General features: G+C 60.9%; 23 protein-coding genes and 3 pseudogenes. 14 read left to right on the plus strand and 12 right to left on the minus strand.

The features are described 5' to 3' along the window. The first annotated feature begins 1 nt into the window (after position 1). The 3 genes from GR197_RS22260 (at position 2) to GR197_RS22270 (ending at position 3193) form a co-directional block, all read left to right on the plus strand. On the plus strand, positions 2-1168 hold the full coding sequence (locus tag GR197_RS22260) for an MFS transporter (protein WP_164013492.1): 1167 nt from the start codon (positions 2-4) through the stop codon (positions 1166-1168). 25 nt (positions 1169-1193) lie between these two features. After that, positions 1194-2318, plus strand: a complete 1125-nt coding sequence (locus GR197_RS22265) for an alkene reductase (RefSeq protein ID WP_164013494.1) — start codon at positions 1194-1196, stop codon at positions 2316-2318. Between the two features lie 74 nt (positions 2319-2392). Beyond that, a complete protein-coding gene (locus GR197_RS22270; protein WP_164013496.1) occupies positions 2393-3193 on the plus strand; it encodes an aminoglycoside phosphotransferase family protein in 801 nt (266 codons plus the stop codon). On the opposite strand, the gene GR197_RS22275 is transcribed toward GR197_RS22270, so the two are convergent. Then, a complete protein-coding gene (locus GR197_RS22275; protein ID WP_164013498.1) occupies positions 3190-4212 on the minus strand; it encodes an NAD(P)H-binding protein in 1023 nt (340 codons plus the stop codon). The genes GR197_RS22270 and GR197_RS22275 overlap by 4 nt on opposite strands. A 94-nt stretch (positions 4213-4306) precedes the next feature. Between GR197_RS22275 and GR197_RS22280 the strand changes: the two genes are divergently transcribed. Both GR197_RS22280 and GR197_RS22285 read left to right on the plus strand, forming a co-directional pair. Further along, positions 4307-5206, plus strand: a complete 900-nt coding sequence (locus tag GR197_RS22280) for a LysR family transcriptional regulator (protein ID WP_164013500.1) — start codon at positions 4307-4309, stop codon at positions 5204-5206. A gap of 208 nt (positions 5207-5414) precedes the next feature. Further along, entirely contained in the window at positions 5415-5930 is a 516-nt protein-coding gene (locus tag GR197_RS22285) for a GrpB family protein (protein ID WP_164013502.1), read from the plus strand. A gap of 3 nt (positions 5931-5933) precedes the next feature. Here the strand turns inward: GR197_RS22285 and GR197_RS22290 are convergent, their stop codons facing one another. Continuing rightward, positions 5934-6215 (minus strand): DUF2188 domain-containing protein, encoded by a 282-nt coding sequence (locus tag GR197_RS22290; protein WP_164013504.1) that lies wholly within the window; start codon positions 6213-6215, stop codon positions 5934-5936. Positions 6216-6445: 230 nt separating this feature from the next. Here GR197_RS22290 and GR197_RS22295 point away from each other — a divergent pair, with 230 nt between their 5' ends. Further along, positions 6446-7543: a calcium:proton antiporter gene (locus GR197_RS22295; protein WP_164013506.1), complete on the plus strand. Its 1098-nt coding sequence runs from the start codon at positions 6446-6448 to the stop codon at positions 7541-7543. 74 nt (positions 7544-7617) lie between these two features. On the opposite strand, the gene GR197_RS22300 is transcribed toward GR197_RS22295, so the two are convergent. The 5 genes from GR197_RS22300 to GR197_RS22320 all read right to left on the minus strand — a co-directional run bounded on the left by GR197_RS22300 (position 7618) and on the right by GR197_RS22320 (position 11559). Next, on the minus strand, positions 7618-8487 hold the full coding sequence (locus GR197_RS22300; protein WP_164013508.1) for a 3-deoxy-manno-octulosonate cytidylyltransferase: 870 nt from the start codon (positions 8485-8487) through the stop codon (positions 7618-7620). Positions 8488-8522: 35 nt separating this feature from the next. Beyond that, entirely contained in the window at positions 8523-9428 is a 906-nt protein-coding gene (locus GR197_RS22305; RefSeq protein ID WP_164013510.1) for a glycosyltransferase, read from the minus strand. Between the two features lie 182 nt (positions 9429-9610). Continuing rightward, positions 9611-9997: a type II toxin-antitoxin system VapC family toxin gene (locus tag GR197_RS22310; protein ID WP_164013719.1), complete on the minus strand. Its 387-nt coding sequence runs from the start codon at positions 9995-9997 to the stop codon at positions 9611-9613. Between the two features lie 2 nt (positions 9998-9999). Next, entirely contained in the window at positions 10000-10260 is a 261-nt protein-coding gene (locus tag GR197_RS22315; protein ID WP_164013512.1) for a type II toxin-antitoxin system Phd/YefM family antitoxin, read from the minus strand. 96 nt (positions 10261-10356) lie between these two features. Further along, a complete protein-coding gene (locus tag GR197_RS22320; protein WP_164013514.1) occupies positions 10357-11559 on the minus strand; it encodes a pyridoxal phosphate-dependent aminotransferase in 1203 nt (400 codons plus the stop codon). Between the two features lie 363 nt (positions 11560-11922). Between GR197_RS22320 and GR197_RS32785 the strand changes: the two are divergent. The 3 genes and pseudogenes from GR197_RS32785 to GR197_RS22340 all read left to right on the plus strand — a co-directional run. Beyond that, positions 11923-12582: pseudogene (locus GR197_RS32785) on the plus strand (hypothetical protein); the annotation flags it as partial. Further along, positions 12575-12832 (plus strand): annotated as a pseudogene (locus tag GR197_RS22335) (class GN sortase); the annotation flags it as partial. The pseudogenes GR197_RS32785 and GR197_RS22335, both read left to right, overlap by 8 nt. 117 nt (positions 12833-12949) lie before the next feature. Then, positions 12950-14092, plus strand: a complete 1143-nt coding sequence (locus GR197_RS22340) for a PQQ-dependent sugar dehydrogenase (RefSeq protein ID WP_164013516.1) — start codon at positions 12950-12952, stop codon at positions 14090-14092. A gap of 4 nt (positions 14093-14096) precedes the next feature. Here the strand turns inward: GR197_RS22340 and GR197_RS22345 are convergent, their stop codons facing one another. Next, a complete protein-coding gene (locus GR197_RS22345) occupies positions 14097-14570 on the minus strand; it encodes a DUF3052 domain-containing protein (protein WP_164013519.1) in 474 nt (157 codons plus the stop codon). A 99-nt stretch (positions 14571-14669) separates the two neighbouring features. Here GR197_RS22345 and GR197_RS22350 point away from each other — a divergent pair, with 99 nt between their 5' ends. The 3 genes from GR197_RS22350 to GR197_RS22360 all read left to right on the plus strand — a co-directional run bounded on the left by GR197_RS22350 (position 14670) and on the right by GR197_RS22360 (position 16872). Further along, positions 14670-15560, plus strand: coding sequence for a DMT family transporter (locus GR197_RS22350; RefSeq protein ID WP_164013521.1), 891 nt, complete (start codon positions 14670-14672; stop codon positions 15558-15560). A gap of 486 nt (positions 15561-16046) precedes the next feature. After that, positions 16047-16262 carry a cold-shock protein gene (locus GR197_RS22355; RefSeq protein WP_164013523.1) on the plus strand — a complete coding sequence of 72 codons (216 nt, stop codon included), beginning with the start codon at positions 16047-16049 and terminating at the stop codon, positions 16260-16262. 148 nt (positions 16263-16410) lie between these two features. Further along, positions 16411-16872 (plus strand): BA14K family protein, encoded by a 462-nt coding sequence (locus GR197_RS22360; RefSeq protein ID WP_164013526.1) that lies wholly within the window; start codon positions 16411-16413, stop codon positions 16870-16872. A gap of 128 nt (positions 16873-17000) precedes the next feature. Here the strand turns inward: GR197_RS22360 and GR197_RS22365 are convergent, their stop codons facing one another. After that, the gene (locus GR197_RS22365) at positions 17001-17846 is read right to left on the minus strand and encodes an oxidoreductase (protein WP_164013528.1); all 846 of its coding nucleotides are present in this window, start codon (positions 17844-17846) and stop codon (positions 17001-17003) included. A gap of 34 nt (positions 17847-17880) precedes the next feature. Between GR197_RS22365 and GR197_RS22370 the strand changes: the two genes are divergently transcribed. After that, the gene (locus GR197_RS22370; protein ID WP_164013721.1) at positions 17881-18339 is read left to right on the plus strand and encodes a winged helix-turn-helix transcriptional regulator; all 459 of its coding nucleotides are present in this window, start codon (positions 17881-17883) and stop codon (positions 18337-18339) included. A gap of 100 nt (positions 18340-18439) precedes the next feature. Here GR197_RS22370 and GR197_RS22375 read toward each other — a convergent pair whose 3' ends face one another. The 3 genes from GR197_RS22375 to GR197_RS22385 all read right to left on the minus strand — a co-directional run bounded on the left by GR197_RS22375 (position 18440) and on the right by GR197_RS22385 (position 21145). Continuing rightward, complete coding sequence (locus GR197_RS22375) at positions 18440-19816, minus strand: ATP-binding protein (RefSeq protein ID WP_164013530.1); 1377 nt, start codon at positions 19814-19816, stop codon at positions 18440-18442. 135 nt (positions 19817-19951) lie between these two features. Continuing rightward, positions 19952-20653, minus strand: a complete 702-nt coding sequence (locus tag GR197_RS22380) for a response regulator (RefSeq protein ID WP_018073989.1) — start codon at positions 20651-20653, stop codon at positions 19952-19954. After that, entirely contained in the window at positions 20654-21145 is a 492-nt protein-coding gene (locus tag GR197_RS22385; RefSeq protein WP_164013532.1) for a MarR family transcriptional regulator, read from the minus strand. A 166-nt stretch (positions 21146-21311) separates the two neighbouring features. Here GR197_RS22385 and GR197_RS22390 point away from each other — a divergent pair. Then, positions 21312-21899, plus strand: a pseudogene (locus tag GR197_RS22390) (aminotransferase class IV); the annotation flags it as partial. Positions 21900-21910: the final 11 nt, after the last annotated feature.

Raw genomic sequence — 21910 nt, forward strand, 5'->3', positions numbered from 1 at the left:
AATGCCCCTCGCCCTCCTCGTTCTCGCCTTGAGCTCGTTTGCGATAGGCACCACCGAATTCGTCATCATGGGTCTTCTGCCCGAGGTCGCCACCGATCTCTCGGTCAGCATTCCGCAGGCCGGGTGGCTGGTAACCGGTTATGCACTGGCGGTCGCAATCGGCGCCCCGGTAATGGCTGTTTCGACGGCCAAGCTGAAGCGCCGCACCGCCCTGATCGCGCTGATGGCCTTTTTCATCGCCGGCAACCTGCTTTGCGCGCTGGCAAGCGACTACTGGGTGCTGATGATCGCCCGTGTCGTGACCGCGCTTTGCCACGGCGCCTTCTTCGGCATCGGTTCGGTCGTTGCCGCCGGCCTCGTCGCCGAAGACCGCAAGGCCCGCGCAGTTGCACTGATGTTTACCGGCCTGACGCTTGCCAACGTTCTCGGCGTACCGCTCGGCACCGCCATCGGGCAGGCCTATGGCTGGCGCGCCACCTTTGGGGTCGTCACCGTCATCGGCGTCGTCACCATATCAGGCCTGATCGCCATCCTGCCCAGGGATAAGCAGCAGGAAAACGGCAGTATCCTGCGCGAGATCGCAGCACTCAAGAATGGCCGCCTGTGGCTGGCTCTCTCCACCACCGTCTTCTTCGCTGCCTCGATGTTCGCCCTCTTCACCTATATCGCCCCGTTGCTGCGCGACGTCACCGGCGTTTCGCCGGAAGGCGTCACCTGGACGCTGTTCCTGATCGGCCTCGGACTGACCATCGGCAATCTCGTCGGCGGCAAACTTGCCGACTGGCGTCTTGGAGCGACGCTTGCCGGCGTCTTCTCCGCAATCGCCCTCACCTCGATCGTCTTCAGTTATACCAGCCGCTTCTTCATCCCGGCTGAAATCACGCTCTTCCTCTGGGCACTAGCAAGCTTTGCCGCCGTGCCGGCGCTCCAGGTCGGCGTCGTCGGCTTTGGCAAGGACGCCCCGAACCTGGTTTCAACCATCAATATCGGCGCCTTCAACACCGGCAATGCACTCGGCGCCTGGGTTGGCGGCCTCGTCATCAATGCCGGCTTCGATCTCACCCGCGTGCCGCTCGCCGCAGCCCTGATGGCCCTGATCGGCCTCGGCGCGACTGGACTCACCTATCTCTCCGCCCGGGGCCGAGCCGCCCTCGCCCCCGCTGAGTGAACTTCCCGCAAAAGAAAGGACCATCATGGCTAAGCTTTTCGAACCCACCAAGGTCGGCGATATCGCAGTCAAGAACCGCATCGTCATGGCGCCGCTCACCCGCAACCGCTCGCCGGGCGCAATTCCGAACGACCTCAACGTCGAATATTACCGCCAGCGCGCCACGGCTGGCCTGATCATTACCGAAGCGACCGCGATCACCCATCAGGGCCAGGGTTATGCCAATGTGCCCGGCCTTTATACCAAAGAGGCTCTCGACGGCTGGAAGCGCGTGACCGACGCCGTCCACGCTGGCGGCGGCAAGATCGTCGTCCAGATGTGGCATGTCGGCCGCATTTCGCACACGACGCTGCAACCGAATGGCGGCAAGCCGGTTTCCTCGACCGACCGCGTCGCCAAGGCCAAGACCTATCTGGTCAGTGCCGACGGCAGCGGCAGTTTTGCCGACACCTCCGAGCCGCGCGCGCTTGAAACCGCCGAAATCCCCGGCATCATCGAGGATTACCGCAAGGCCGCCCGCGCGGCGATCGACGCCGGTTTCGACGGCGTCGAGATCCATGGCGCCAACGGCTACCTGCTCGACCAGTTCATCCGTGACGGCGTCAACGACCGTACGGACCAATATGGCGGCTCGATCGACAACCGCATCCGTTTGACCCTAGAGGTTGTCGATGCCGTGGTGAGAGAAATCGGCGCCGGCCGCACCGCGATCCGCATCTCTCCGGTGACGCCGTCGGGTGAAAGCTACGATTCCGATCCGCAGGCGACCTTCGCCCATGTCGTCGAAGGCCTGGCAAAATACGATCTCGCCTATATCCATGTCATCGAAGGCCAGACCGGCGGCGATCGCGACTACCGCCAGGGCGACAATCCGTCCTTCGATTATAAGGCGTTGCGCCAAGTCTATGAAAAGGCCGGCGGCAAGGCCGACTGGATGGTCAATAACGGCTATGACCGGGAACTGGCGATCGACACCGTCGAAAGCGGCCGCGCCGATCTCGTCGCCTTCGGCAAGCCCTTCATCGCCAATCCCGATCTCGTCGAACGGTTGGCGAAGAACCTGCCGCTGAACACGCCCGACCAGTCGACCTTCTATGGCGGCACCGCCAACGGCTATCTCGATTATCCCGTCCTCGAAAAGGTCGCCTGAGCCTTTCCTCATGAACGCGAATCCCGCCGAAAGGCGGGATTTCCATTTCCGACACGCCTCCGTAAGGTGCCATCATGTTCGCTCCCCATCTTGATCGCTGGTCGCTGATATCAGACGGCGAACCCATCATCACTCATTCGAGCCACCTGTTGCCGGTCATCTGGCAGGAGAAGCCCGCCATGCTGAAAGTGGCGGCCGATATCGACGAACGATACGGCGCGCTGTTGATGCAATGGTGGGCGGGTGATGGCGCTGCTCATGTCTATGCCCAGGAAGGCGACGCCGTGCTTTTGGAAAGGGCGATGGGAAAACGCTCGCTGCTTGCCATGGCGATGAACGGCGAGGACGACGAGGCGAGCCGCATCCTCTGCCGAACGGCGGCACGGCTGCATGCGCCGCGCGAAAAACCGCTTCCTGATCCCGTGCCCCTTGCCCGTTGGTTCCGCGATCTGGAACCGGCAGCCAAAAAACATGGCGGCACGCTTGCCAATTGCTCAGCGATTGCCGACGCCCTGCTTGCCGACCAGCGCGACCTCACCGTCCTGCATGGCGATATTCATCACGAGAACATTCTCGACTTCGAGGCGCGTGGCTGGCTGGCGATTGATCCGAAACGGCTCCATGGCGAGCGCGGCTTCGATTTCGCCAATATCTTCGCCAATGAGGAACTGCCTGTTATCACCGATCCCGCCCGTTTCCGCCGCCAGCTCGCCGTCGTTTCGGCCGAGGCCCGGCTGGAGTCAAAACGGCTGCTGCAATGGATTGCCGCCTATTCCGGCCTTTCCGCCGCTTGGTTCCTCAGCGACGCAGACACGCAGCAGGCGGAGACGGCTCTGACAGTCGCCCGGCTCGCCCTCGCTGAATTAGAGGCTTAACCCGCATTTTCATGCGACGACGCGATCAAGCCGGTCATCATGTCACGATGCGATTCAGGCAGGCAGCCGAGCGCCACGAGCGAAGCCCTGACTGCCTCGTCGATCGGCGTTTGCGGCTCTTTGCCGAGTTCGGCAGTGAGCTTGCTGTTCCGCATCCGCAACGGCACCTTCCAGAGATAGCGCATCTCCCGGATCTCCCGCATCACAGCAACGAACGGTGCTGCCAGCGGCACGATCCACCATGGGAAGCCACCGATTTTCGCCTTGCCGCCGGCGACGCGTTTGATGGCTTCGACCATCTGCATGCCATCCGCATCCCAGAAGCCTTCCATATGATAGACGGCAAAGAGCGGCAGCCGATCAGCCCGCTCGGCAAGCTGAGCGATTGTTTCCGCCATGTCGGGGAGATAAGCCCACTGATGACCGACGCCGCGCCGTCCCGGATTTTTGATCGTGCCGATAGGCTTGCCCGGTGTCACCAGGCCGGATGAGAACCAGCTGTTTCCAGTCGCGCCAGGACCGAAGAAATCCCCGGCCCTGACGATGATCGCTCCAACACCAGCTTCAGATACCGCTTCCAGCCGCTTCTCCATCTCGACGCGGATCGCCCCCTTCTTCGTCAGCGGATGCTGCGGGCTTTCCTCCGTCGGCGCCGGCAGGGCGTCCGGACCGAAATTGTAGACGTTTCCAGGCAGTACGATGCGGGCGCCGACGGTGCGGGCAGCGGCGATCGTATTGTCCAACATCGGCAGCACCAGCGTTTCCCAGTTGCGGTACCCGGGCGGATTGACGGCGTGGACGATCACGTTGACGCCTTCAGCCGCCCTCAGGACGTCACCGGCATTCATTGCATCGCCCTGCACCCATTCGAAAGCCGGCTCACGCCTCGACACCTTGGCGGCGTCACGGTTGAGCGCCCGGATGCGCCAGCCGCGCGCAAGCAGCTTGCGGGCAACCGCGCCGCCGATACCGCCGGTGGCGCCGAGAACGAGGGCCGTCTTCTTCATTTCGCTGGTCATGACAATCATCTCCTTCGCTTGAATGGAAGGACTATGCCACCGGCCCTAAATAAACAAAATTGACGAAATAAATGCAGCTGCTATACAAAAATATATGAGCACCGAACCCAGCTGGGATTTCTACCGCGCTTTCCTGACCGTGCTTCAGCAAGGGTCGCTTTCGGCCGCCGCCCGCGAGTTGGGGCTGACGCAGCCGACCATAGGCCGCCATGTCGACGCATTGGAAACGGCAATCGGCGCCGAACTCTTCACCCGATCCCCAAACGGGCTGTTGCCGACCGACGCCGCATTGGCGCTGAAGCCCTATGCCGAGACGCTGGCGGCAACCACTGCCGCGCTTTTGCGCACCGCATCCGGCGAGCGCGATCGCGTGGCTGGAACCGTCAGGGTCAGCGCCAGCGAGGTCATCGCCGTCGAGGTGCTGCCTGGGCTTCTCGGTCCACTGCAGGAGACATATCCCGAACTCCAGATCGAGCTGTCGGCCTCCGACACGATAGAGGACCTGGTGAACCGCGAGGCCGATATCGCCGTGCGCATGGCCGAGCCGCAGCAGGGCGCGCTCGTCGTGCGCCGCATTGGCGATATCCCGCTCGGCTTCCATGCCCATCGCCGCTATCTCGAACGACACGGCATTCCGCACACCTTGGCTGACCTCGCAAACCATCGGCTCATCGGCTTCGACCGGCAGACGGCCTATGTCCGTATGGTGATGAAGCGCTACGCGGTTCCCGGCATCCATTTCTCCTACAGGACCGACAGCAATCTCGCCCAGCTTGCTGCGATCCGCGCCGCCGTCGGCATCGGCCTTTGCCAAATCGGGCTTGCACGTGAAAACCCCGATCTGGTGCACGTGCTGCCCGATGCTTTCGGCCTACCGCTCGGCACGTGGGTGGCGATGCATGAGAGCCTGAAGACCTCGCCGCGCTGCCGCACCACCTTTGACGCACTGGTCAAGGGGCTTCAGGACTATCACCGATATTCGACCCGCACATAACCTCCAAATCCGGAATCGATTTTCGCGAAGAATCATGCGCAAATTCAACGTGATTGAGCATCTAAAGCATGTCGCGCAAAAGTGTGCCGCGGTTTTGCGCTAACGACATGCGTAAAAACAAAGACCTAAAGCGCGAGGAGCGAATCTGAAGATCGCGACGCGCTTTAGAACCTGGCGTATCCGACGCGGGGTGCTGTAGCGGAAGAAGATGATGACCCACGATCCGGTTGAACTCGTGCCCTACGATCCGCAATGGCCAGAGACGTTTCGGCGCATCCGCGACAGGTTGCTCGTCTTGCTGCCGCAGGCGCGCTCCATCGATCACATCGGTAGCACGTCCATATCAGGCATGAGTGCCAAACCGCTGATCGATATCGACATCGTTCTTCCCGGCCTCGGGCACATCGAGGGTGCCACCGATGTGCTTCTGGCAGAAGGCTACGAACCGCGCGGCAATCGCTACGACGCCGAGGTCTGGGCATTTTTATCACGAGGTTCCGTGCCGCGGGAGCGCGTCTACCTCTGCCCGCTCGGCAATGGCACGCATCGAAACAGGCTGGCTTTCCGGGATTATCTCATCGCGCATCCGCAGGCAGCGGCCGATTATGCCGCGCTCAAACGCAGGCTGGCAGCCGAATTCAGGATGGACGGCGATCGCTATACGGCACATAAGCGCGAATTCGTCGACACGATCGTCGCGCGGGCTTTAACGGGCGACGATTAGGCTTCAGATGCCTTGCGAGGCCTCGGCCGAGCGGTCCTTCCACTGGCCGTCCACCACCTCGGTTTCCGGCCGGTCGCCGCCTTCGGCATATTCCTCATGCCACTTGCCGTTCTCGTCCTGCCAGCTGATCTCGGCGGAATCGCCGCCGACCTGCTGTTCGGCCGCGACGATACGCGCAGCTTCGACTGCCTCGGCATGGGTCGGGAATGCCTCGGAATAGACGCCTCCGAGCCGGTAGGCCCAACCGCCGTCATGCGGCACGACTTCGTAGACCACCTTGATCATGCATTCGTCTCCTCATCTTCTTGTTGCGCATTCGCACGCTTCCGGACAGGATCCGGATCATCGCGGCCGCTTGACGAGAATTCGAGGACGCCGCGATCTGCTTTTCGGCCCCGATGACATCAGTATTCCATTAAACGCCGAAGACTGCAAATGGGACTGGATCGATGCTTGCTTGATATGCGGAATCAGTGACTTAGATAAAACGCATGGATCGGGACAGGAGCTGAAGCTTGGGGATTGCATCACGCTTGAAAGAAGAGAAGTTTCTGGTCGCGGCACTTGTCGTTGCAGCGATCGCCTATTTCTTGGAACACGCGGTGATCGAGATGGGACGCGGCATCGCCCTGATCGCGGCCGCCGCCCTGGTCGGCACCATCGTTCTCGCCTCGATCCGCGTTGCCCATCACGCCGAGCTGCTCGCCGTGAAGGTTGGTGATCCCTATGGCACGATGATCCTGACGCTGTCGGCCGTCGCCGTCGAGGTTATCATTCTCGCGATCATGATGAGCGGCGAGAGTTCGCCGACACTGGTGCGCGACACGATCTATTCCGCCCTGATGCTCGATATCAACGGCATTCTGGGTCTCGCCGCCCTGCTCGGCGGCCTCAAGCATGGCGAACAGCCCTACAACGACAATTCGGGCAAGACCTACGGCGTGATGATCCTGACTGCCATCGGCATCTCGATGATCGTGCCGGAATTCGTGCCCGGCGACAAATGGCACTATTATTCCGCCTTCACCATCGTCGCGATGATTGCGCTCTACGGCCTCTTCCTGCGCATGCAGGTCGGCCAGCACAGCTATTTCTTCAGCTACAGTTATCCGCGCTCCGAACGGAAGAAAGAAGGTCCGGACGAGCATGGCCCCGACGAATCGACCGCAATCTCGATTGCCACCATTCTGGTCGGCGTCGTCATCATCGGCCTGCTGGCGGAGTTCATGGCCACCCTCATGACGGAGGGTCTGCGCGACAGCGGCGCGCCGATCGCGGTGACCGCGGTCGTCGTCGCGGCGATCTCAGCTGCCCCCGAAATTCTCACCGCCTTGAGGGCAGCCCTCAGGAACCGCATGCAGGCGACGGTCAATATTGCGATGGGCGCCTCCCTCTCCACGGTGATCCTGACGGTGCCGGTCATGGAGGCGATCGCACTCTATACCGGCCAGCCCTTCATCATGGCGATGACCCCGGTGCAGACGGTGATGGTGACGATCACCTTGATTGCCGCCGCGATCAATCTTAACGACGGCGAGACCAACGCCATCGAAGGCATGACCCATTTCATCCTCTTCGCCACCTTCGTCATGCTGACGGGGCTGGGGCTTTGAAGGCAGCGCGCTTAAACCCAATATTCGAACAGCCTTAATGGCAGCCAACGCCTGTCAGCACGGATCTGCGACCGTTATTCCTTCGACTTTTCGAGGAAACGCTGCTTACGGGTTTTCGGCTTGAAGCGCCGGAAGAAACCTTCGACGGCCCGAATGGATTTGGTGACGGACATCAGCCTGTCGATCTGGCTGTTGGCATTGTGAAGTCGCTCCGACAGGACCTCGGCCGCCGTCATCGCAATCTCGATCGGCGGCACCTGTGGAAATCGTTTGGCGAGCGCCGCATAGGGGCTGGCATCGACGCCACCCATCATCGAGATCGTGCCCATCCTGGCAAAGAGACGCAGGAATATCTGCTCGAACGTCCAATCGTGCACGTCGAAAACCTTCCACTTCTCGCTTCTCTTTGCCGAAAAGCCGGCAAGCAGGATCTTGCCCGGCAGTTGCAACTCGGCGAGCCAGAGCGCCAGCGCAAAGCCGCTCGTCGCGATCTTGCCTGTCGGATAGAGATCCCCGATCATCTGCGTCAGGTCGAGGTGACGGGCTCTGGCACCGTTGAAGCGGCTCTCCTCGCTGAAGTTTTCCTCGGGGGAAACGCGGATATTGACGACGCCCAGAAAACTGTCGCCGGCAAAGAAGCGCAGGACATCCGCCGCCTCGCGCCGGTGGACGATGTTGGCGCCCATCACGCCGCTGCGGGCAACCAGCACCGCATGGCCGGCGAAGGGTTCATCGAGCACCTTGTAGACATTGTTGAAGAAGACGTAGAGCGCTGTCTCCGGCAACTCGCTTCGCAGCCGCTCGAAATCGACCGCCTCGCTGTTTGCCACCAGCACGATGTGGGAATAGTGCGACAGCAGCGCCTTCCACGCTTCCGGCGTCAGGAAATGCAATCCGCCATCTGCGGCAGCCACGGTGTTGATATCGTTGGGGATCGATTCCATATCGGCTCACATGCACTTTCCAAGGACGCGCCTTACTAGCTGTTGCTGAAATAGGCGCGCATCCGTGCCAGTCGCGTCAGCCCGCCGATCTGCTTTCCCACATGCGAAAGAAAGCCCGCCACCCGGCCCGTCATCGACGGCTGTCTGCAGAAGGAAGCCCACGGCGTGTCGCGGAGATCCTCGATATAACGCCTGGCCATCTGCCGGTGCACCCAGGGAACGGTCGCCTGCCACGGTTTTTTCCGGCCGGTGAAATGAACGATCGCCGGCTGGCCGACGAAAGGCAGGAGGCCCGTCTGCGTGTTCCAGCGCGGATCGAGCGCCAGCCAGTCGCCGTCGAAGCTGACGTTCAGCGCATCCTGGTCGTTATTCTCGAAAAGATGCGACCGCTCCTGGAATATCTCCCGAGTCCTGGCAAAGAGCCCCTTCGCCCGGCAGGCCGACCAATCGAACAGCAGCACGCCGGCATTGAAATAGCGGCCGCCCTCGCGCATGCCGATCTTTCGCTGCCGGGCGCCGGCCTTCTCAGGAAAGGCCATGACATAATCGTCGACCGCGGCAAGCGCCTTGCCTTGAAAATCTCTGGTGAAGAGTTCGCCGACGGGTGCCACCGCCAGCACGTCGGCGTCGAGGTAAAGCAGGCGCTCGATATCATGGGGAATATGCAGATCCATGTAGAGCCGCGCCAGTGTCGCAGCCGACCAGCGGCCTCGCGCCTGCTTTGCCGTTTCCGGCGTATTATAGGGCAGCACGGTGATCGCCATATCGTGCAACCGCGCGAAATTTCCAACCTCGGCGATTTCGCTCGGCTTCAGGTCGATGCCGAGAAGCAAGAACTCCGCTGGCGAAGCCCCAAGATTGCGCTTGACGGAAAGCAGCGTGCAGCAAGCGGCCGGCAGCATGTTGACATCCGAACAGACGATCACCGCACTCTGCTGCAAAATCCCGGCCCCCCGAAGCGGCAACTTAAACTTGATGCCGGATATCTAGTGGGTTTGGCGGCTGCCCGCAACCGTAGATCACCGGCCGAACCATCGCTCCTCGTCACGTTTTGAATCGGAATTCAACGACTTGCGAGGCAAAGCGGAATCAACGCACTAAGGCCTTGAATCGGGACATGAGCCTAAAGTCGCAGCGCCAGCGGATGATCGACGAGCAGACGGTCGACTGTCGCAAGTTGCAGGCCCTCGACCTTGCATTGCGCCAGCAGCAATCGGTCGAAGGGATCGCACGTCTCCGGCTCCGGGTCGGCGGCGGTGATGACGTGCGGGACGTCGACGGGCAGGATCGTCAGCCCCGCCTCCCGGAGATAGATGGGAATGGTCTCCAGGGGCAATCCCGGCTGCAATTTGCCAAGCCTTGTCTTGATGGCAATTTCCCAGAGGCTGGCGACGCTGACGAAGCCGCTGACCGTACCATTCGAAAGCACCTGCTCGACACGCGGAAAACGTTCCGTCAGCTTCTTCTGTGCGATCGCGATTACCATGTGCGTGTCGAGCAGCACACGCATGGTCACGGCAGCGGCTTGAGAAGAAAATCTTCCGGCAAAGGGTCGTCGAAGTCATCGGCGATGTACATCTCCGTCCTCGTGACCCCCTTGGAACGAAGATAGGCCTCGCCGGCTTCCAGATCCAAACCGCCGCGCTTCTGATGCGGCACCAGATCGAACGCCGGCCGGCCGTTTCGCGTCACGACAATAGTCTCGCCTTGCTCGACCTCGCGGGCAAGCTCGGTCAGGCGGTTCTTCGCATCGCGGATCGAAACGGTCTTCATAAGCCAAATGTAGCCACATGCAGCCACATCGTCAACGTCGCTAAAAAAAGGCCCGCCGTCGCCGGCAGGCCTTCGATCGATCTTATCGCAGTCCGCTTACCTGCAAGCGGCGCAGAAGCGCTGGATGCGGCGGCAGGCTTCCTCGAGCTGCTCTTCCGACGTTGCATAGGAGATGCGGAAGTTCGGGCCGAGGCCGAAGGCCGAGCCTTGAACGACGGCAACGCCTTCGGATTCCAGGAGCTCGGAAACGAAATCTACGTCCGTCTCGATGACCTTGCCGGAGGGTGCGGTTTTGCCGATCAAGCCCTTGCAGGAAGGATAAACGTAGAAAGCGCCTTCCGGCACCGGGCAGACGATGCCCTTGGCCTGGTTCAGCATGGAAACGACGAGATCACGACGGCCTTCGAAGATCTTCTTATTTTCGGGGATGAAGTCCTGCGTACCGTTCAGCGCCTCGACGGCGGCCCACTGGGCAATCGACGTCGCCCCCGAGGTCTGCTGACCCTGGATCATGTCCATTGCCTTGATGAGCTGAATCGGGCCTGCAGCATAGCCGATACGCCAGCCGGTCATCGCATAGGCTTTGGAGACGCCGTTCATCGTCAGCGTGCGGTCGTAAAGCTTCGGCTCGACCTCGACAGGCGTCACGAACTTGAAGTCGCCATAAGTCAGGTGCTCGTACATGTCGTCGGTCAATATCCAGACGTGCGGATGCTTCATCAGCACGTCGGTCAGCGCCTTCAGCTCGTCCTGCGTATAGGCCGCACCCGTCGGGTTGGACGGCGAGTTGAAGATGAACCACTTGGTCTTCGGCGTGATCGCCTTTTCGAGATCGGCCGCCTGGAGCTTGAAGTCATGCTCCTGGGTGGCCGAAACGAAAATTGGCGTGCCGCCGCATAGCGCCACCATCTCCGGATAGGAAACCCAGTAGGGCGCCGGGATGACGACTTCATCGCCGGGGTTCAGCGTCGCCATGAAGGCGTTGAACAGGATTTGCTTGCCGCCGGTGCCGACGATCGTCTGCTCCCAGGAATATTCCAGGCCGTTTTCACGCTTGAACTTGGCAGCGATCGCCTTGCGCAATTCGGGAATACCGGACACCGGCGTGTACTTCGTCTCGCCGCGATTGATCGCGTCGATAGCCGCCTTCTTGATATTCTCGGGTGTATCGAAATCCGGCTCGCCCGCGCCGAGGCCAATCACATCACGTCCTTTTGCTTTCAGCTCGCGTGCTTTCTGGGAAACGGCGATGGTGGCTGAAGGCTTCACACGGGAAAGAGCATCGGCAAGGAAGGCCATGATATCGGTCCTAATGGTTGAAACGGGCAGAAAGCCGGGACCGGTGTTCTGCGCCTAGCTCTATGTCCAATGTATGACGGCATTTCAAGCGCAAAGGCGTGATGGGGGCAATGATTCTTATTGATCGTTTCGCCGCATCGGCGAGCTGGGTCGCCGCCCTTTTCGGCAAGGCTTGCGGCGCGCAGTCGAAGCACTCCGCGCGACTCCAAAGTCAACCTCTTGAGACCATCGGGATTTATCCGTTTCCGCGAAGTCATCCCCATGCCGGGAGTTCAAGTTTATCGCCGGCATCGGCGATCCCTTCGCAGTCTACTACAGCAGGGCACGCGGCTGGGTGTTCCCGGCTGGCGGCGGCGATGTCGAATGGTCGAAATTCGTCGCGGATGACGCCACCGCGATCGCGCACCTCGAGGAACTGGCGCGCAGGGCGAAGAGACCATCAGTTTTCGTCATCGCCACCAATAAGCCGCAACAAATGCCGCACACCGCCGCAATTCGGTCGTGAGCGCGCCGAGATCGAAGCCGCATCATTGCGCCATCCAAATTGGTTATTGAGGGTCGCCAATGTTTCTGGAAGACGAGTTTGCCATCGGGCGCATGCGCATGCGCCGGATCTCCGTTTCATTTCTGGTCGCCATCATCGCCTTTGTTGCCTGCGTTGCCGCAACACTTGGTCTTGCCTCCGCCGAAACGCAGCAGACATCCAGCCAGCTCGCAGCGCTTGTCCAACCGGACGACGTCAACAGCCGTTCGCTGCTCTTTCCGTCGAAGGAGCCAGGCTCCTCGCCACAGCTGAAGACCGACATCGCAATCGATCTCTCCGGGCCGATCGCCGAGGCCGCCACCATGATCGCGCACAAGTCCTCGACCGCGAACCTGCCGCAGACAGCGATACACGCCGACGAGCAGATCACGCAGGGGTTCACTATGCTGCTCCTGGCGCTGATGGCGGCAAGCGGGCTGGCAGTCTGGCGTCGTCGCCTCAAGGGCATCGTCATGATCGGAGCCAAGCGCGATGGTCGCTAGATCAGCTACAGTTGACAATGAGGGAGCGGCCGAATTCGAGCCGCTTCCGACCTATCTGGAACTCGCGCTGGCCGCCGCCACGGCCCACGACATGCCGAAGAGGCGGCAAAGGAAAGGTTTTTTCCTCTGGCGCCTTTCTTCGACCGAACGGGCGATCGCCTTTGCCATTGCCGGTCTTGTCGTTTACGGCATCGCGCTGATTGGCGATGGTTTCCTGCTGAAGGCGAGGGCCGAACTGATCGACATCAAGGCGACCGGCTCCGTTCAACCGGTAAACACAAAGCCGTTATTGCAGGTCGAATAAGGGTTGAAGCTCCCCCTGCCCGCTCCACGTTCGGACTGGAGAGACGACCGGGGAAGCAAGATGAAGAGACTGTCCGTCTTCCATTTCGTAGCAGTGCTGTTCCTGTTCGGCGCTGTGTCCGCCGATGCGGCCGATACCGTCAATACGCAAGGCCCCGCAGTTCGTGTCGAAAAGCTCGCCGACGGCCTCGATCATCCCTGGGCGGTCGAGGTATTGCCCGATAGCGCCTATCTCGTCACCGAGCGGCCCGGCCGCATGCGCATCATCCGCGACGGCAAGATCTCCGATCCGATCGGCGGCGTACCCAAAGTCAGTGCCCGCGGCCAGGGCGGCCTGATGGACGTGGCGCTCGCTCCGGACTTTGCGACATCCAGAAAGATCTATTTCACCGCCTCCATCGCCAATGCTCAGGGCTCCGGCACAGAAGCCTTCAGCGCCATGCTTTCCGCTGACGAGAAGAAACTGAGCGCCGTGACACCTGTTTTCACCATGCGGCGCTTCACCTCCGGCAATATCCAGTACGGCTCACGCATTGCCATTGCCCATGATGGTTCGCTGTTCATCAGCATCGGCGACCGTGGCGACCGCGACCGCTCACAGGACTGGCAGGATGACGCCGGCGCGATCATCCACATCAATGCCGATGGCAGCATCCCGGCCGACAATCCGTTCAAGGACGGCGGCCAGGCGCTGCCGGAAATCTGGTCGAAAGGCCACCGCAACCCCCAGGGTATCGCCTTCGATAACAAGGATGGCAAGCTCTATACCGTCGAACACGGCGCGCGCGGCGGCGACGAAATCAACCAGCCCGAGGCAGGCAAGAACTACGGCTGGCCGATCATCACCTATGGCCGCGACTATTCAGGTGTGGAAATCGGCGAAGGCACCGCGAGGAAAGGGCTGGAACAACCGCTGCATTACTGGGATCCTTCGATTGCCCCTGGTGCGCTCACCATCTATCGCGGCGCCATGTTCCCGGAATGGGACGGCAATTTCCTCGTCGCGGCGCTGAAGTTCCAGTTGCTCTCGCGCATGCAGCGCGACGAAAGCGGCGCCTTCGTCGCCGAGGAGCGCCTGTTCGAGGGTGAATACGGCCGGATCCGCGATGTCGTCGTCGCACCCGACGGCGCGCTGCTGATGGTGACCGACGAGGACAACGGGTCGCTGCTCAGGGTTTCGCGCGCTGAGGCCACCAACGGCTGAAGGATCACAACGCGCCACGCAACGCCTTGCGGAGGACGAATTTCAGTCCGGACCAGGTCTCATCGACGGCGCAGACCTTGACGTCGACAAGGCCGGTCGGAAGAAGGACCTCTCGTAGCACATCCTCGGTGACATCCGTCGGCACCCGCGAACTCTTCTTTGGCCAGGAAATCCAGAGGATGCCATCGGGTCTCAGAACACGAAAAAGCGCGGACGCGAGAGACTCCAACGTAGCTCGCTCGGTCGTAAACAGATGCACATAGTCAAACGCCCGCCGAGGCGTTTCGGGAAGCACAAGGGCGACCGAGGCAAAGCCGTCGAAGCCACAGATCTCGCCAATCGTTTCGGGAACGCCGAGAAGAGCAGCCGCCTGCCCGCGCGCGAGGCCGAGCTTCTTGGTGAGCGGCGTGCCAGAATAGCCTGCCGTCCCGGGCATCGCCGCCATGTCGCCGGCCAGCCGGCCTTCTTCGCGTTGCATGCTGTCACCTACGCCAACCGGCAATATAGTCTTCACCCTTGCCGAACGGAACCGCAACTGCTAACCGCTGGACCACATCCCTTCCCCATCGAGGACGACATGACGCGCGCTCAGGCGAACCTTCTCCTATTGTTTGCAGCCGCCATCTGGGGCGGCGGCTTCGTCGCGCAATCGACGGCGATGAAGGCGATCGGCCCCTTCTGGTTCATTGCCCTGCGTTTCACCGTCGCCACGCTGGCCGTGCTGCCCTTCGTCGTTTTCGAAGCGCGCAACGCCAAGGTGAAGACAAGCGCACGCCATGCGAAACTCTATATTCTGACCGGCCTTGCCCTTTTCGGCGGCGCAGCCACGCAGCAAATCGGGCTGCAGACGACGAGTGTGACGAATTCGAGCTTCATCACCGGCCTCTATGTCGTCTTCGTCCCGCTGATCGCCGTGTTCTTCCTGCGTCGTGCCCCGCACTGGATCATCTGGCCGGGCGCGCTGATGGCTGTCACCGGTATCTATCTCCTGTCCGGCGGTCACCTCTCGGCCCTTTCATCAGGCGATCTCCTGACGGTCGTCTGCGCCGTCTTCTGGGCAATCCAGATCACCCTTGCCGGCACGACTGTTTCTGCAACCGGACGGCCGCTCGCGCTCTCGGCCACGCAATTCGCCGTCACCGCAGTCTGCGCGCTTGCCATTGCCGCAATCGTCGAACCGATCAGCCTCTCTGCGATACGGGCCGCAGCACCTGAGATCGTCTATGTCGGCATCTTCTCCTCGGGCCTGGCCTTCGTGCTGCAGGTGATCGCCCAACGTTACACCACACCCTCGCAGGCAGCGATCTTCCTCTCCTCTGAAGCGCTCTTCGGCGCCTCGCTCGCAGCCCTGCTGCTGGGCGAGACGATGCCGGTGACCGGCTATGCAGGTTGCGCTCTGATGTTTATCGCTATGCTTGTGGTCGAACTCGTGCCGGGATTTGCCCGGCGACGCCTGCCAGCCGCCTGAACACGCGTCCAAATACGGGTGAGTCACGCCTCGACGAAAAATTTGTCGGATACGCCAAGACGCGTTCACGTTGCATTATTGGGAAAATCTGCTCCGAACTTATATTGCAGACGATATAAAACGTTAATCATTCGCCTATCTTCGAAGAAAATTTTGCGTTTTTGCGCAAATTGGATATTCGCCGGGGGGTGCCCCGCACCGCACGCTAAAAACTTTTGCTTGCCAAAATCCTTTAAACGCAGCACTCTCAGCGTGTTCGGGCATTTTGCGAGCATGGGAAGTCCTTAAGTATTTGCGCGCCGGGAACGCTAATATCCCGGTCAGCCGGTTCCGAAAATGGCGGGCGAAGTCCTGCCTGGAGCAGGCCGAGGTAGAGGGGACCTTTTTCTCACATTTCAAGAATTGCCTGCCTACACCTCCCGCAAGGAGGCAATGCTATGATGCTGCCCGTGTGGATGGCGGGCGGAGAGAAAAGGGACCTTACGCATGGCAGAGACTGGCACTGTAAAATTCTTCAATACCGACAAAGGCTTCGGCTTCATCAAGCCGGACCGGGGCGGCGCCGATATCTTCGTTCACATTTCTGCCGTTCAAGCCTCTGGGCTGGCCGGCCTGACGGAAAACCAGAAGGTAAGCTTCGACACGGAGCCGGATCGCCGCGGGAAGGGGCCTAAGGCCGTCAATCTGCAGGTTTCGGGCTGAACCTCTGAACAAAGCTGTCGAATTCGAGTTGAAGCCCGGCAGCAATGCCGGGTTTTGTCGTTCAGCCTTCGTTCAGCCACCAATCTATACGACTGCCATCATCGAGAAAGGAACCGGCGTTCGGTTCCCGGGATTAGGACCTACGCTGATGAACAGGCTCGCAAAAACTCTTCTGCTGACGGCAACGGCTGCTGCGCTTACCCTCTCCGCCATTGGCGATGCATCGGCCGGCGACCGTCATTGGCACCATCACAACGGCAACGATGCGCTCGTCGGCGGCGCCGTTGGTCTCGCCACCGGCCTGATCGTCGGCTCGGCCATCGCCAATGCCAATAACGGTCCTGCATACGAAGAGCGCCGCTACATCGACCCGGCCTACGAGCCGGATTATTACGAGCCCGCTCCGGTCTATCGCGCCCCGCGTCGCGTCTATGTCGAGCAGCCGCAATATGTCGAGCAGCCGCGATACTATGCGCCGGTCCGCACGGCGGTGGAGCCCTGGTCGCCGCAGTGGGAGCGTTACTGCTCTTACCGCTACCGCTCTTTCGATCCGCGTAGCGGCACCTATATCGGCAATGACGGCCGCAGCCATTTCTGCACCGCCGGCTGACCTCTCTAAAGCACGTCGCTTCAAACTTGATTCACCCGACGCGCTTTAGCTCCTTGTTTTTATTATCGCCGATGCTACGCGCCGCTTCGAGCGGCGCTTTCTTTTGTCGATTCGTCAGCCGATTCTGCTCAAAGGATATCGGCATCGGGTTCGAAATCGGTCGAGACGCTGACCGCTCGCCATTCCCGATCAGCGTCGATACGCGCTGCATCCGCTTTCTCGACATTGCGGACAGCATCGCTGCCAAGCAGCAGCCGGAGGGGCGGTGCATCGAGGCCGGCGATATGGATGACCACCGCAGCCGCTTTGGCAGGATCTCCGGGCTGGCGACCATTATACTCGCGTTGGAAGCGCACGGTAGCGCCGACCGTCTCCGCATAGTCCTGCCGCCCTTCGGCCAGCACCGTCGAGGCCCCGGCGAAATCGGTTCTGAAGCCGCCGGGCTCGATCACCGTCACCCTGATGCCGAATGGCGCGACCTCTTTCGCCAACACCTCGGAAAAGCCCTCGACACCGAATTTCGCCGCCGAATAGGCGCCGCGCCCGGCAGGACCGATACGGCCGCCGACGGATGAGAACTGGATGATATGCCCTGCCTCCTGTTTGCGCATCAGGGCGATGACCGCCTTGGTCATGATGATCGTGCCGAACAGATTGGCCTCGATCTGCGCTCGGAAATCGGCAAGACTGGTATCTTCGATCGAAGAGACATTGCCGTAACCGGCATTGTTGACAAGCACGTCGATGCGCCCGAACCGCTTCACACCGGCCTCGACCGCTGCCGCTGCCGCCGTCTCGTCGGTCACGTTGAGCGCGACCGTCAGCACCTGGCCGCCATACCGCTCTGACAGATCGGCAAGTTGGACCGGATCGCGCGCCGTCGCCACCAGATTGTCGCCGGAGGCTAAAACCGCCTCCGCCATCGCTCGACCGAGACCGCGCGAACTTCCTGTAATCAACCAGACCCTGGACATCGGAAACCTTTCCTTCTTGGTTCCCGGCTCATGTATGGTCTATTGTATCCGATCGAAAGAAGGTACCCCGGCGATCTATACATACCTTGAGGTAACTGACTTGCCCAGCGACATGTTCGATTTCTGCAGCAGCATGACGGACGAACAGGATGGGCGCGCCCGCGAACTGATCGAGCGGGCGGCGTCGAAATGGCCGCTACGCATTTTGCACGTGCTATCCGATGCGGGCGCACCCCTGCGCTTCTCGCGCCTCATGGAAAGGGTCGAGGGCATCAGCCAGAAGGTGCTGACGCAGACGCTGCGCACCCTCGAAAGAGATGGCCTCATCATCCGCACGCTCTATCCGCAAGTTCCGCCGCGCGTTGAATATGAGTTGACGCCGCTCGGACGCGACCTTCTCATACAGGTCGCCGCCCTCTGGCGTTGGATCGTTGAGCATCTGGGCGATTTCGACGCGCGCAAAGCCGTGAAGCTAAATGCTGCCGATGATTAAAGCATGTCGCGCAAAAGTGTGCCGCGGTTTTGCGGCAACGACGTGCGCAAAAACAAAGACCTAAAGCGCAAAGAGCGAATCTGAAAGACCGCGAGGCGCTTTAGGCGGGAATGCGGATCGTTGCCCTCAGTCCGCCGAGCGGGCTGTCGGCGAGGGTGACATTACCGCCGTGGCTGCGGGCGATGTCGCGGGCGATTGCAAGGCCAAGGCCGGTGCCCGACGCATCGAGGTTACGCGCCGCGTCCAGTCGGAAGAACGGCTTGAACACGTCCTCGCGGTTCTTTTCCGGAATACCCGGTCCATCATCGTCGAAGATGACGGTCAGCCATTTGGCATTGTGCTTGGCTTCGATATCGAGCCTGCCGGCATAACGGCGCGCATTCGAGGCTAGGTTGGTGACGAGACGCATGAAAGCGTTCGGCCTGACGGATATGTCGTCATCGCCTTCGATGGAATAGCTGAATGTCTTGCCGTGCAGAGCGAAATCGGATTCCAGCTTTGCGAAGATCTCGCTGAGTTTCAGCTCGCCGACATCCTCTTCGACCTCACCGCGTGCGAAGGCCGTATAGGCCTCCAGCATGGCCTGCATATCGTTGACGTCGTCGTTCAGCCCATGCAGGTCGGGATTGTCGCCAGCGAGCGCCAGCTGCAGTTTGAAGCGGGTGAGGATGGTGCGCAGATCATGGCTGACGCCGGAGAGCATAGCGGTCCGCTGCTCGATCTGCCGTTCGATTCGCTCGCGCATCAGGATGAAGGCAAGGCCGGCGCGCCTGACCTCGTCGGCACCGCGCGGATAGAAATCATCGGGCTTCTGCCCCTTGCCGAAGCTTTCGGCCGCCCGCGCCAAGGTCAGGATCGGCCGGATCTGCCCGCGCAGGAAGAGGATCGAGATGCCGATCAGCACCAGCGAGGTGCCGACCATCCAGACGATGAAGATATGCGTGTTCGAGGCATAGGTCTGGCTGCGCTTGGTCAGCACCCTGAGGATCTTGTTGTCTAGCTTGATGCGGATCTCGACGAGGTTCGAGTTGCCGACCGTGTCGATCCAGAAAGGCCGATGGATCTCGTCGGTGATCTCGTCGCTGAGGATTCCGTCGAGGATCGAGAAGAACGGCTTGACGCGCGGCGGCGGCAGGTCGCCGTCCGGCTCGATCGAGATCTGCAGGCTGAGTTGATCGCGGGCGATGCGGATGATCTCGTTATAGTCCGAATTCTGCGGGTAGGTCTCGATGATCTCGATGATCGCGGCGATGTCGCGGGTGACGGCAAGCGACAGTCGCTCCGTCACCATCTGCCAGTGGCGCTCCATGAAAACGGCGGCGACGACGGATTGCAGCAGCACCATCGGAATGATGATGATCAGCAGCGAGCGGGCGTAAAGCCCGGTCGGCAGCCGCCGGCGCAGCCAGCGGACGATCGAGCGCCAGCCCGGCTCAGAAGTGCGGTCTTCGCGCCGCAAGCTGTCGATCGTCACCATCAGCGCCGGTCCTGGCCTCTATCCTCAGATCTAAAGCACGTCGCGATCTTTCAGATTCGCTCCTTGCGCTTTAGCTCTTTATTTTCTCGCATGTCGTTGCCGCAAAACCGCTGCACACTTTTGCGCGACATGCTTTTAGTCGATACTCAGCCTGTATCCGATGCCGCGCACGGTCTGCAGCCAGACGGGATTGGCCGGATCATCCTCGATCTTACGCCGCAGCCGGTTGATCTGCACGTCGATCGTGCGCTCGCCGACCTCTGTGTCGTTGCCGATCAGTTCATGGCGGGGGATCGTATCACCGGCGCGCCGTGCAAAGAGCAGCATGATCTCCTGTTCGCGGTCGGTGAGCCGGATCACCTCGCTGGCCTTCTTCAGCTCCTTGCGGGTGAGCGAGAAAGTATAAGGGCCGAACATCACTTGTTCGATTTTCGGTCCTTCACCACCGGCATTGCGACGGAGGATATTGTTGATGCGCAGCACCAGTTCGCGAGGGTCGAAGGGCTTGGAAAGATAGTCGTCGGCCCCCGCCTCGAGGCCTTCGATCCGATTGCCCGATTCCGCCAGCGCCGTCAGCATGATGATCGGCACATTCTTGATGGCGCGAAGCCCGCGGGTGACGTCTATGCCCGATTCGCCGGGCATCATCACATCCATGATGATCAGGTCGAAATCGAGACCCGTAAGCTTGCGTTGCGCCTCGGCGCCGTCGGCAGCGACAGTGACGCGGAAGCCGTTCTCGGCGAGATAACGATTGAGCAGCGCGCGGATGCGCGAATCGTCATCGACCACCAGCAGGTGCGCCGCATCGTCGGAAATACCTGTCTTGACCGCCATTCAATCCGCCTTCTGTCTGTCCCGCATGCCCCTGAGGAAAGCTTTTACGCCCTCCCGCGACTCCGCAGAAGCCCCTTCGAATGCCCGCTCAATGCGGCGCGATTGCGGCTCGGCAAGAGCAAGCGCCAGCTCTCGCCCCGATTTCGTTGGATAGAGCTTGCGCTGCCGCCGGTCCTCGGGGCCTGCCACCTGGCGAATATACCCTGAATCGATCAGCTGTTTCAGCACCCTTGCAAGGCTCTGCTTGGTAATCCTCAGCGTATCGAGAAGATCGGCAACCGTCATGCCGGGGTTGCGGTTGACGAAATGCACGACGCGGTGATGCGCCCGCCCGAAGCCGCTTGTTTCGAGGATGGCGTCAGGATCCGAAACGAAGTCGCGATAGGCGAAGAAGAACAGCTCGATGATCTCGAAATCGATGATGTCGGTATCTTCCATCGGCATGGCCAGCGGCTCCGGCTTGCCTGTTTTCGGGCCGGTCTGTCGTGACACGCGGCATTTCCTTTCTCTTCCCGCCCCCGCGGGAAACTTTCGCCAAGATATGTCAGCTTGTTAGTTTTCCGGCCTCTGCGGGAGGCCCGCACGGGCTTTTATATCCTTAGCATTTCCCTGGAAACCAAGGCCCGCCCGGCACTCCGACGCAATACGTGATTTTCCCTTGCGTCTGTGGATAAAACGTAATGGGGACAACAATCAACAGGCATGGCGCGTGAAGCGCCGGAGGAGACTAGGGATGGCTTCAGTTAACCCGACCGAGAAGCTGAAGGGCATCCGCCTCGATGTCGCCGAATACCGCCGCCCCGATCCGAAGACGGCGCCCTGCGCCTCCAAGGCCACCGGTCTTTATGTGATCCGCACCATTTCCAAGCATGCTGCCGAAGCCAAGGGCTATGCCGATGCGATGATGCTCGATTATCGCGGCCAGGTCGCCGAAGCGACAGACGCCAACATCTTCTTCATCAAGGACGGCGTCATTCACACACCGACCCCGGATTGCTTCCTCAACGGCATCACCCGCCAGACCGTCATCGAACTTGCCAAACGCCGCGGCAGCGAGGTCATCGACCGCGCGATCCTGCCGGAAGAACTTCCCAGCTTCAGCGAGTGCTTCCTCACCGGCTCGGCTGCTGAAGTGACGCCGGTTTCCGAAATCGGCCCGCATCGCTTCACGCCGTCGACGATTTCCGAGACGTGGATGAACGACGACAGGAAGGAAGTCTATCCGGCGGCGGTTGCTGCCGGAGAGACCCTTCAAGC

Origin of the sequence: Rhizobium phaseoli (assembly GCF_010668805.1) — a bacterium.
GTDB classification, from domain to species: Bacteria; Pseudomonadota; Alphaproteobacteria; order Rhizobiales; family Rhizobiaceae; genus Rhizobium; species Rhizobium phaseoli_A.

Bases quoted from the DNA above. Each gene is read 5' to 3' on its own strand.
- GR197_RS22260 (WP_164013492.1), top strand. From the start codon at position 2: ATGCCCCTCGCCCTCCTCGTTCTCGCCTTGAGCTCGTTTGCGATAGGC.
- GR197_RS22265 (WP_164013494.1), top strand. From the start codon at position 1,194: ATGGCTAAGCTTTTCGAACCCACCAAGGTCGGCGATATCGCAGTCAAG.
- GR197_RS22270 (WP_164013496.1), top strand. From the start codon at position 2,393: ATGTTCGCTCCCCATCTTGATCGCTGGTCGCTGATATCAGACGGCGAA.
- GR197_RS22275 (WP_164013498.1), bottom strand. From the start codon at position 4,212: ATGACCAGCGAAATGAAGAAGACGGCCCTCGTTCTCGGCGCCACCGGC.
- GR197_RS22280 (WP_164013500.1), top strand. From the start codon at position 4,307: ATGAGCACCGAACCCAGCTGGGATTTCTACCGCGCTTTCCTGACCGTG.
- GR197_RS22285 (WP_164013502.1), top strand. From the start codon at position 5,415: ATGATGACCCACGATCCGGTTGAACTCGTGCCCTACGATCCGCAATGG.
- GR197_RS22290 (WP_164013504.1), bottom strand. From the start codon at position 6,215: ATGATCAAGGTGGTCTACGAAGTCGTGCCGCATGACGGCGGTTGGGCC.
- GR197_RS22300 (WP_164013508.1), bottom strand. From the start codon at position 8,487: ATGGAATCGATCCCCAACGATATCAACACCGTGGCTGCCGCAGATGGC.
- GR197_RS22310 (WP_164013719.1), bottom strand. From the start codon at position 9,997: ATGCGTGTGCTGCTCGACACGCACATGGTAATCGCGATCGCACAGAAG.
- GR197_RS22315 (WP_164013512.1), bottom strand. From the start codon at position 10,260: ATGAAGACCGTTTCGATCCGCGATGCGAAGAACCGCCTGACCGAGCTT.
- GR197_RS22320 (WP_164013514.1), bottom strand. From the start codon at position 11,559: ATGGCCTTCCTTGCCGATGCTCTTTCCCGTGTGAAGCCTTCAGCCACC.
- GR197_RS22340 (WP_164013516.1), top strand. From the start codon at position 12,950: ATGAAGAGACTGTCCGTCTTCCATTTCGTAGCAGTGCTGTTCCTGTTC.
- GR197_RS22345 (WP_164013519.1), bottom strand. From the start codon at position 14,570: ATGCAACGCGAAGAAGGCCGGCTGGCCGGCGACATGGCGGCGATGCCC.
- GR197_RS22350 (WP_164013521.1), top strand. From the start codon at position 14,670: ATGACGCGCGCTCAGGCGAACCTTCTCCTATTGTTTGCAGCCGCCATC.
- GR197_RS22355 (WP_164013523.1), top strand. From the start codon at position 16,047: ATGGCAGAGACTGGCACTGTAAAATTCTTCAATACCGACAAAGGCTTC.
- GR197_RS22360 (WP_164013526.1), top strand. From the start codon at position 16,411: ATGAACAGGCTCGCAAAAACTCTTCTGCTGACGGCAACGGCTGCTGCG.
- GR197_RS22365 (WP_164013528.1), bottom strand. From the start codon at position 17,846: ATGTCCAGGGTCTGGTTGATTACAGGAAGTTCGCGCGGTCTCGGTCGA.
- GR197_RS22370 (WP_164013721.1), top strand. From the start codon at position 17,881: ATGGTCTATTGTATCCGATCGAAAGAAGGTACCCCGGCGATCTATACA.
- GR197_RS22375 (WP_164013530.1), bottom strand. From the start codon at position 19,816: ATGGTGACGATCGACAGCTTGCGGCGCGAAGACCGCACTTCTGAGCCG.
- GR197_RS22380 (WP_018073989.1), bottom strand. From the start codon at position 20,653: ATGGCGGTCAAGACAGGTATTTCCGACGATGCGGCGCACCTGCTGGTG.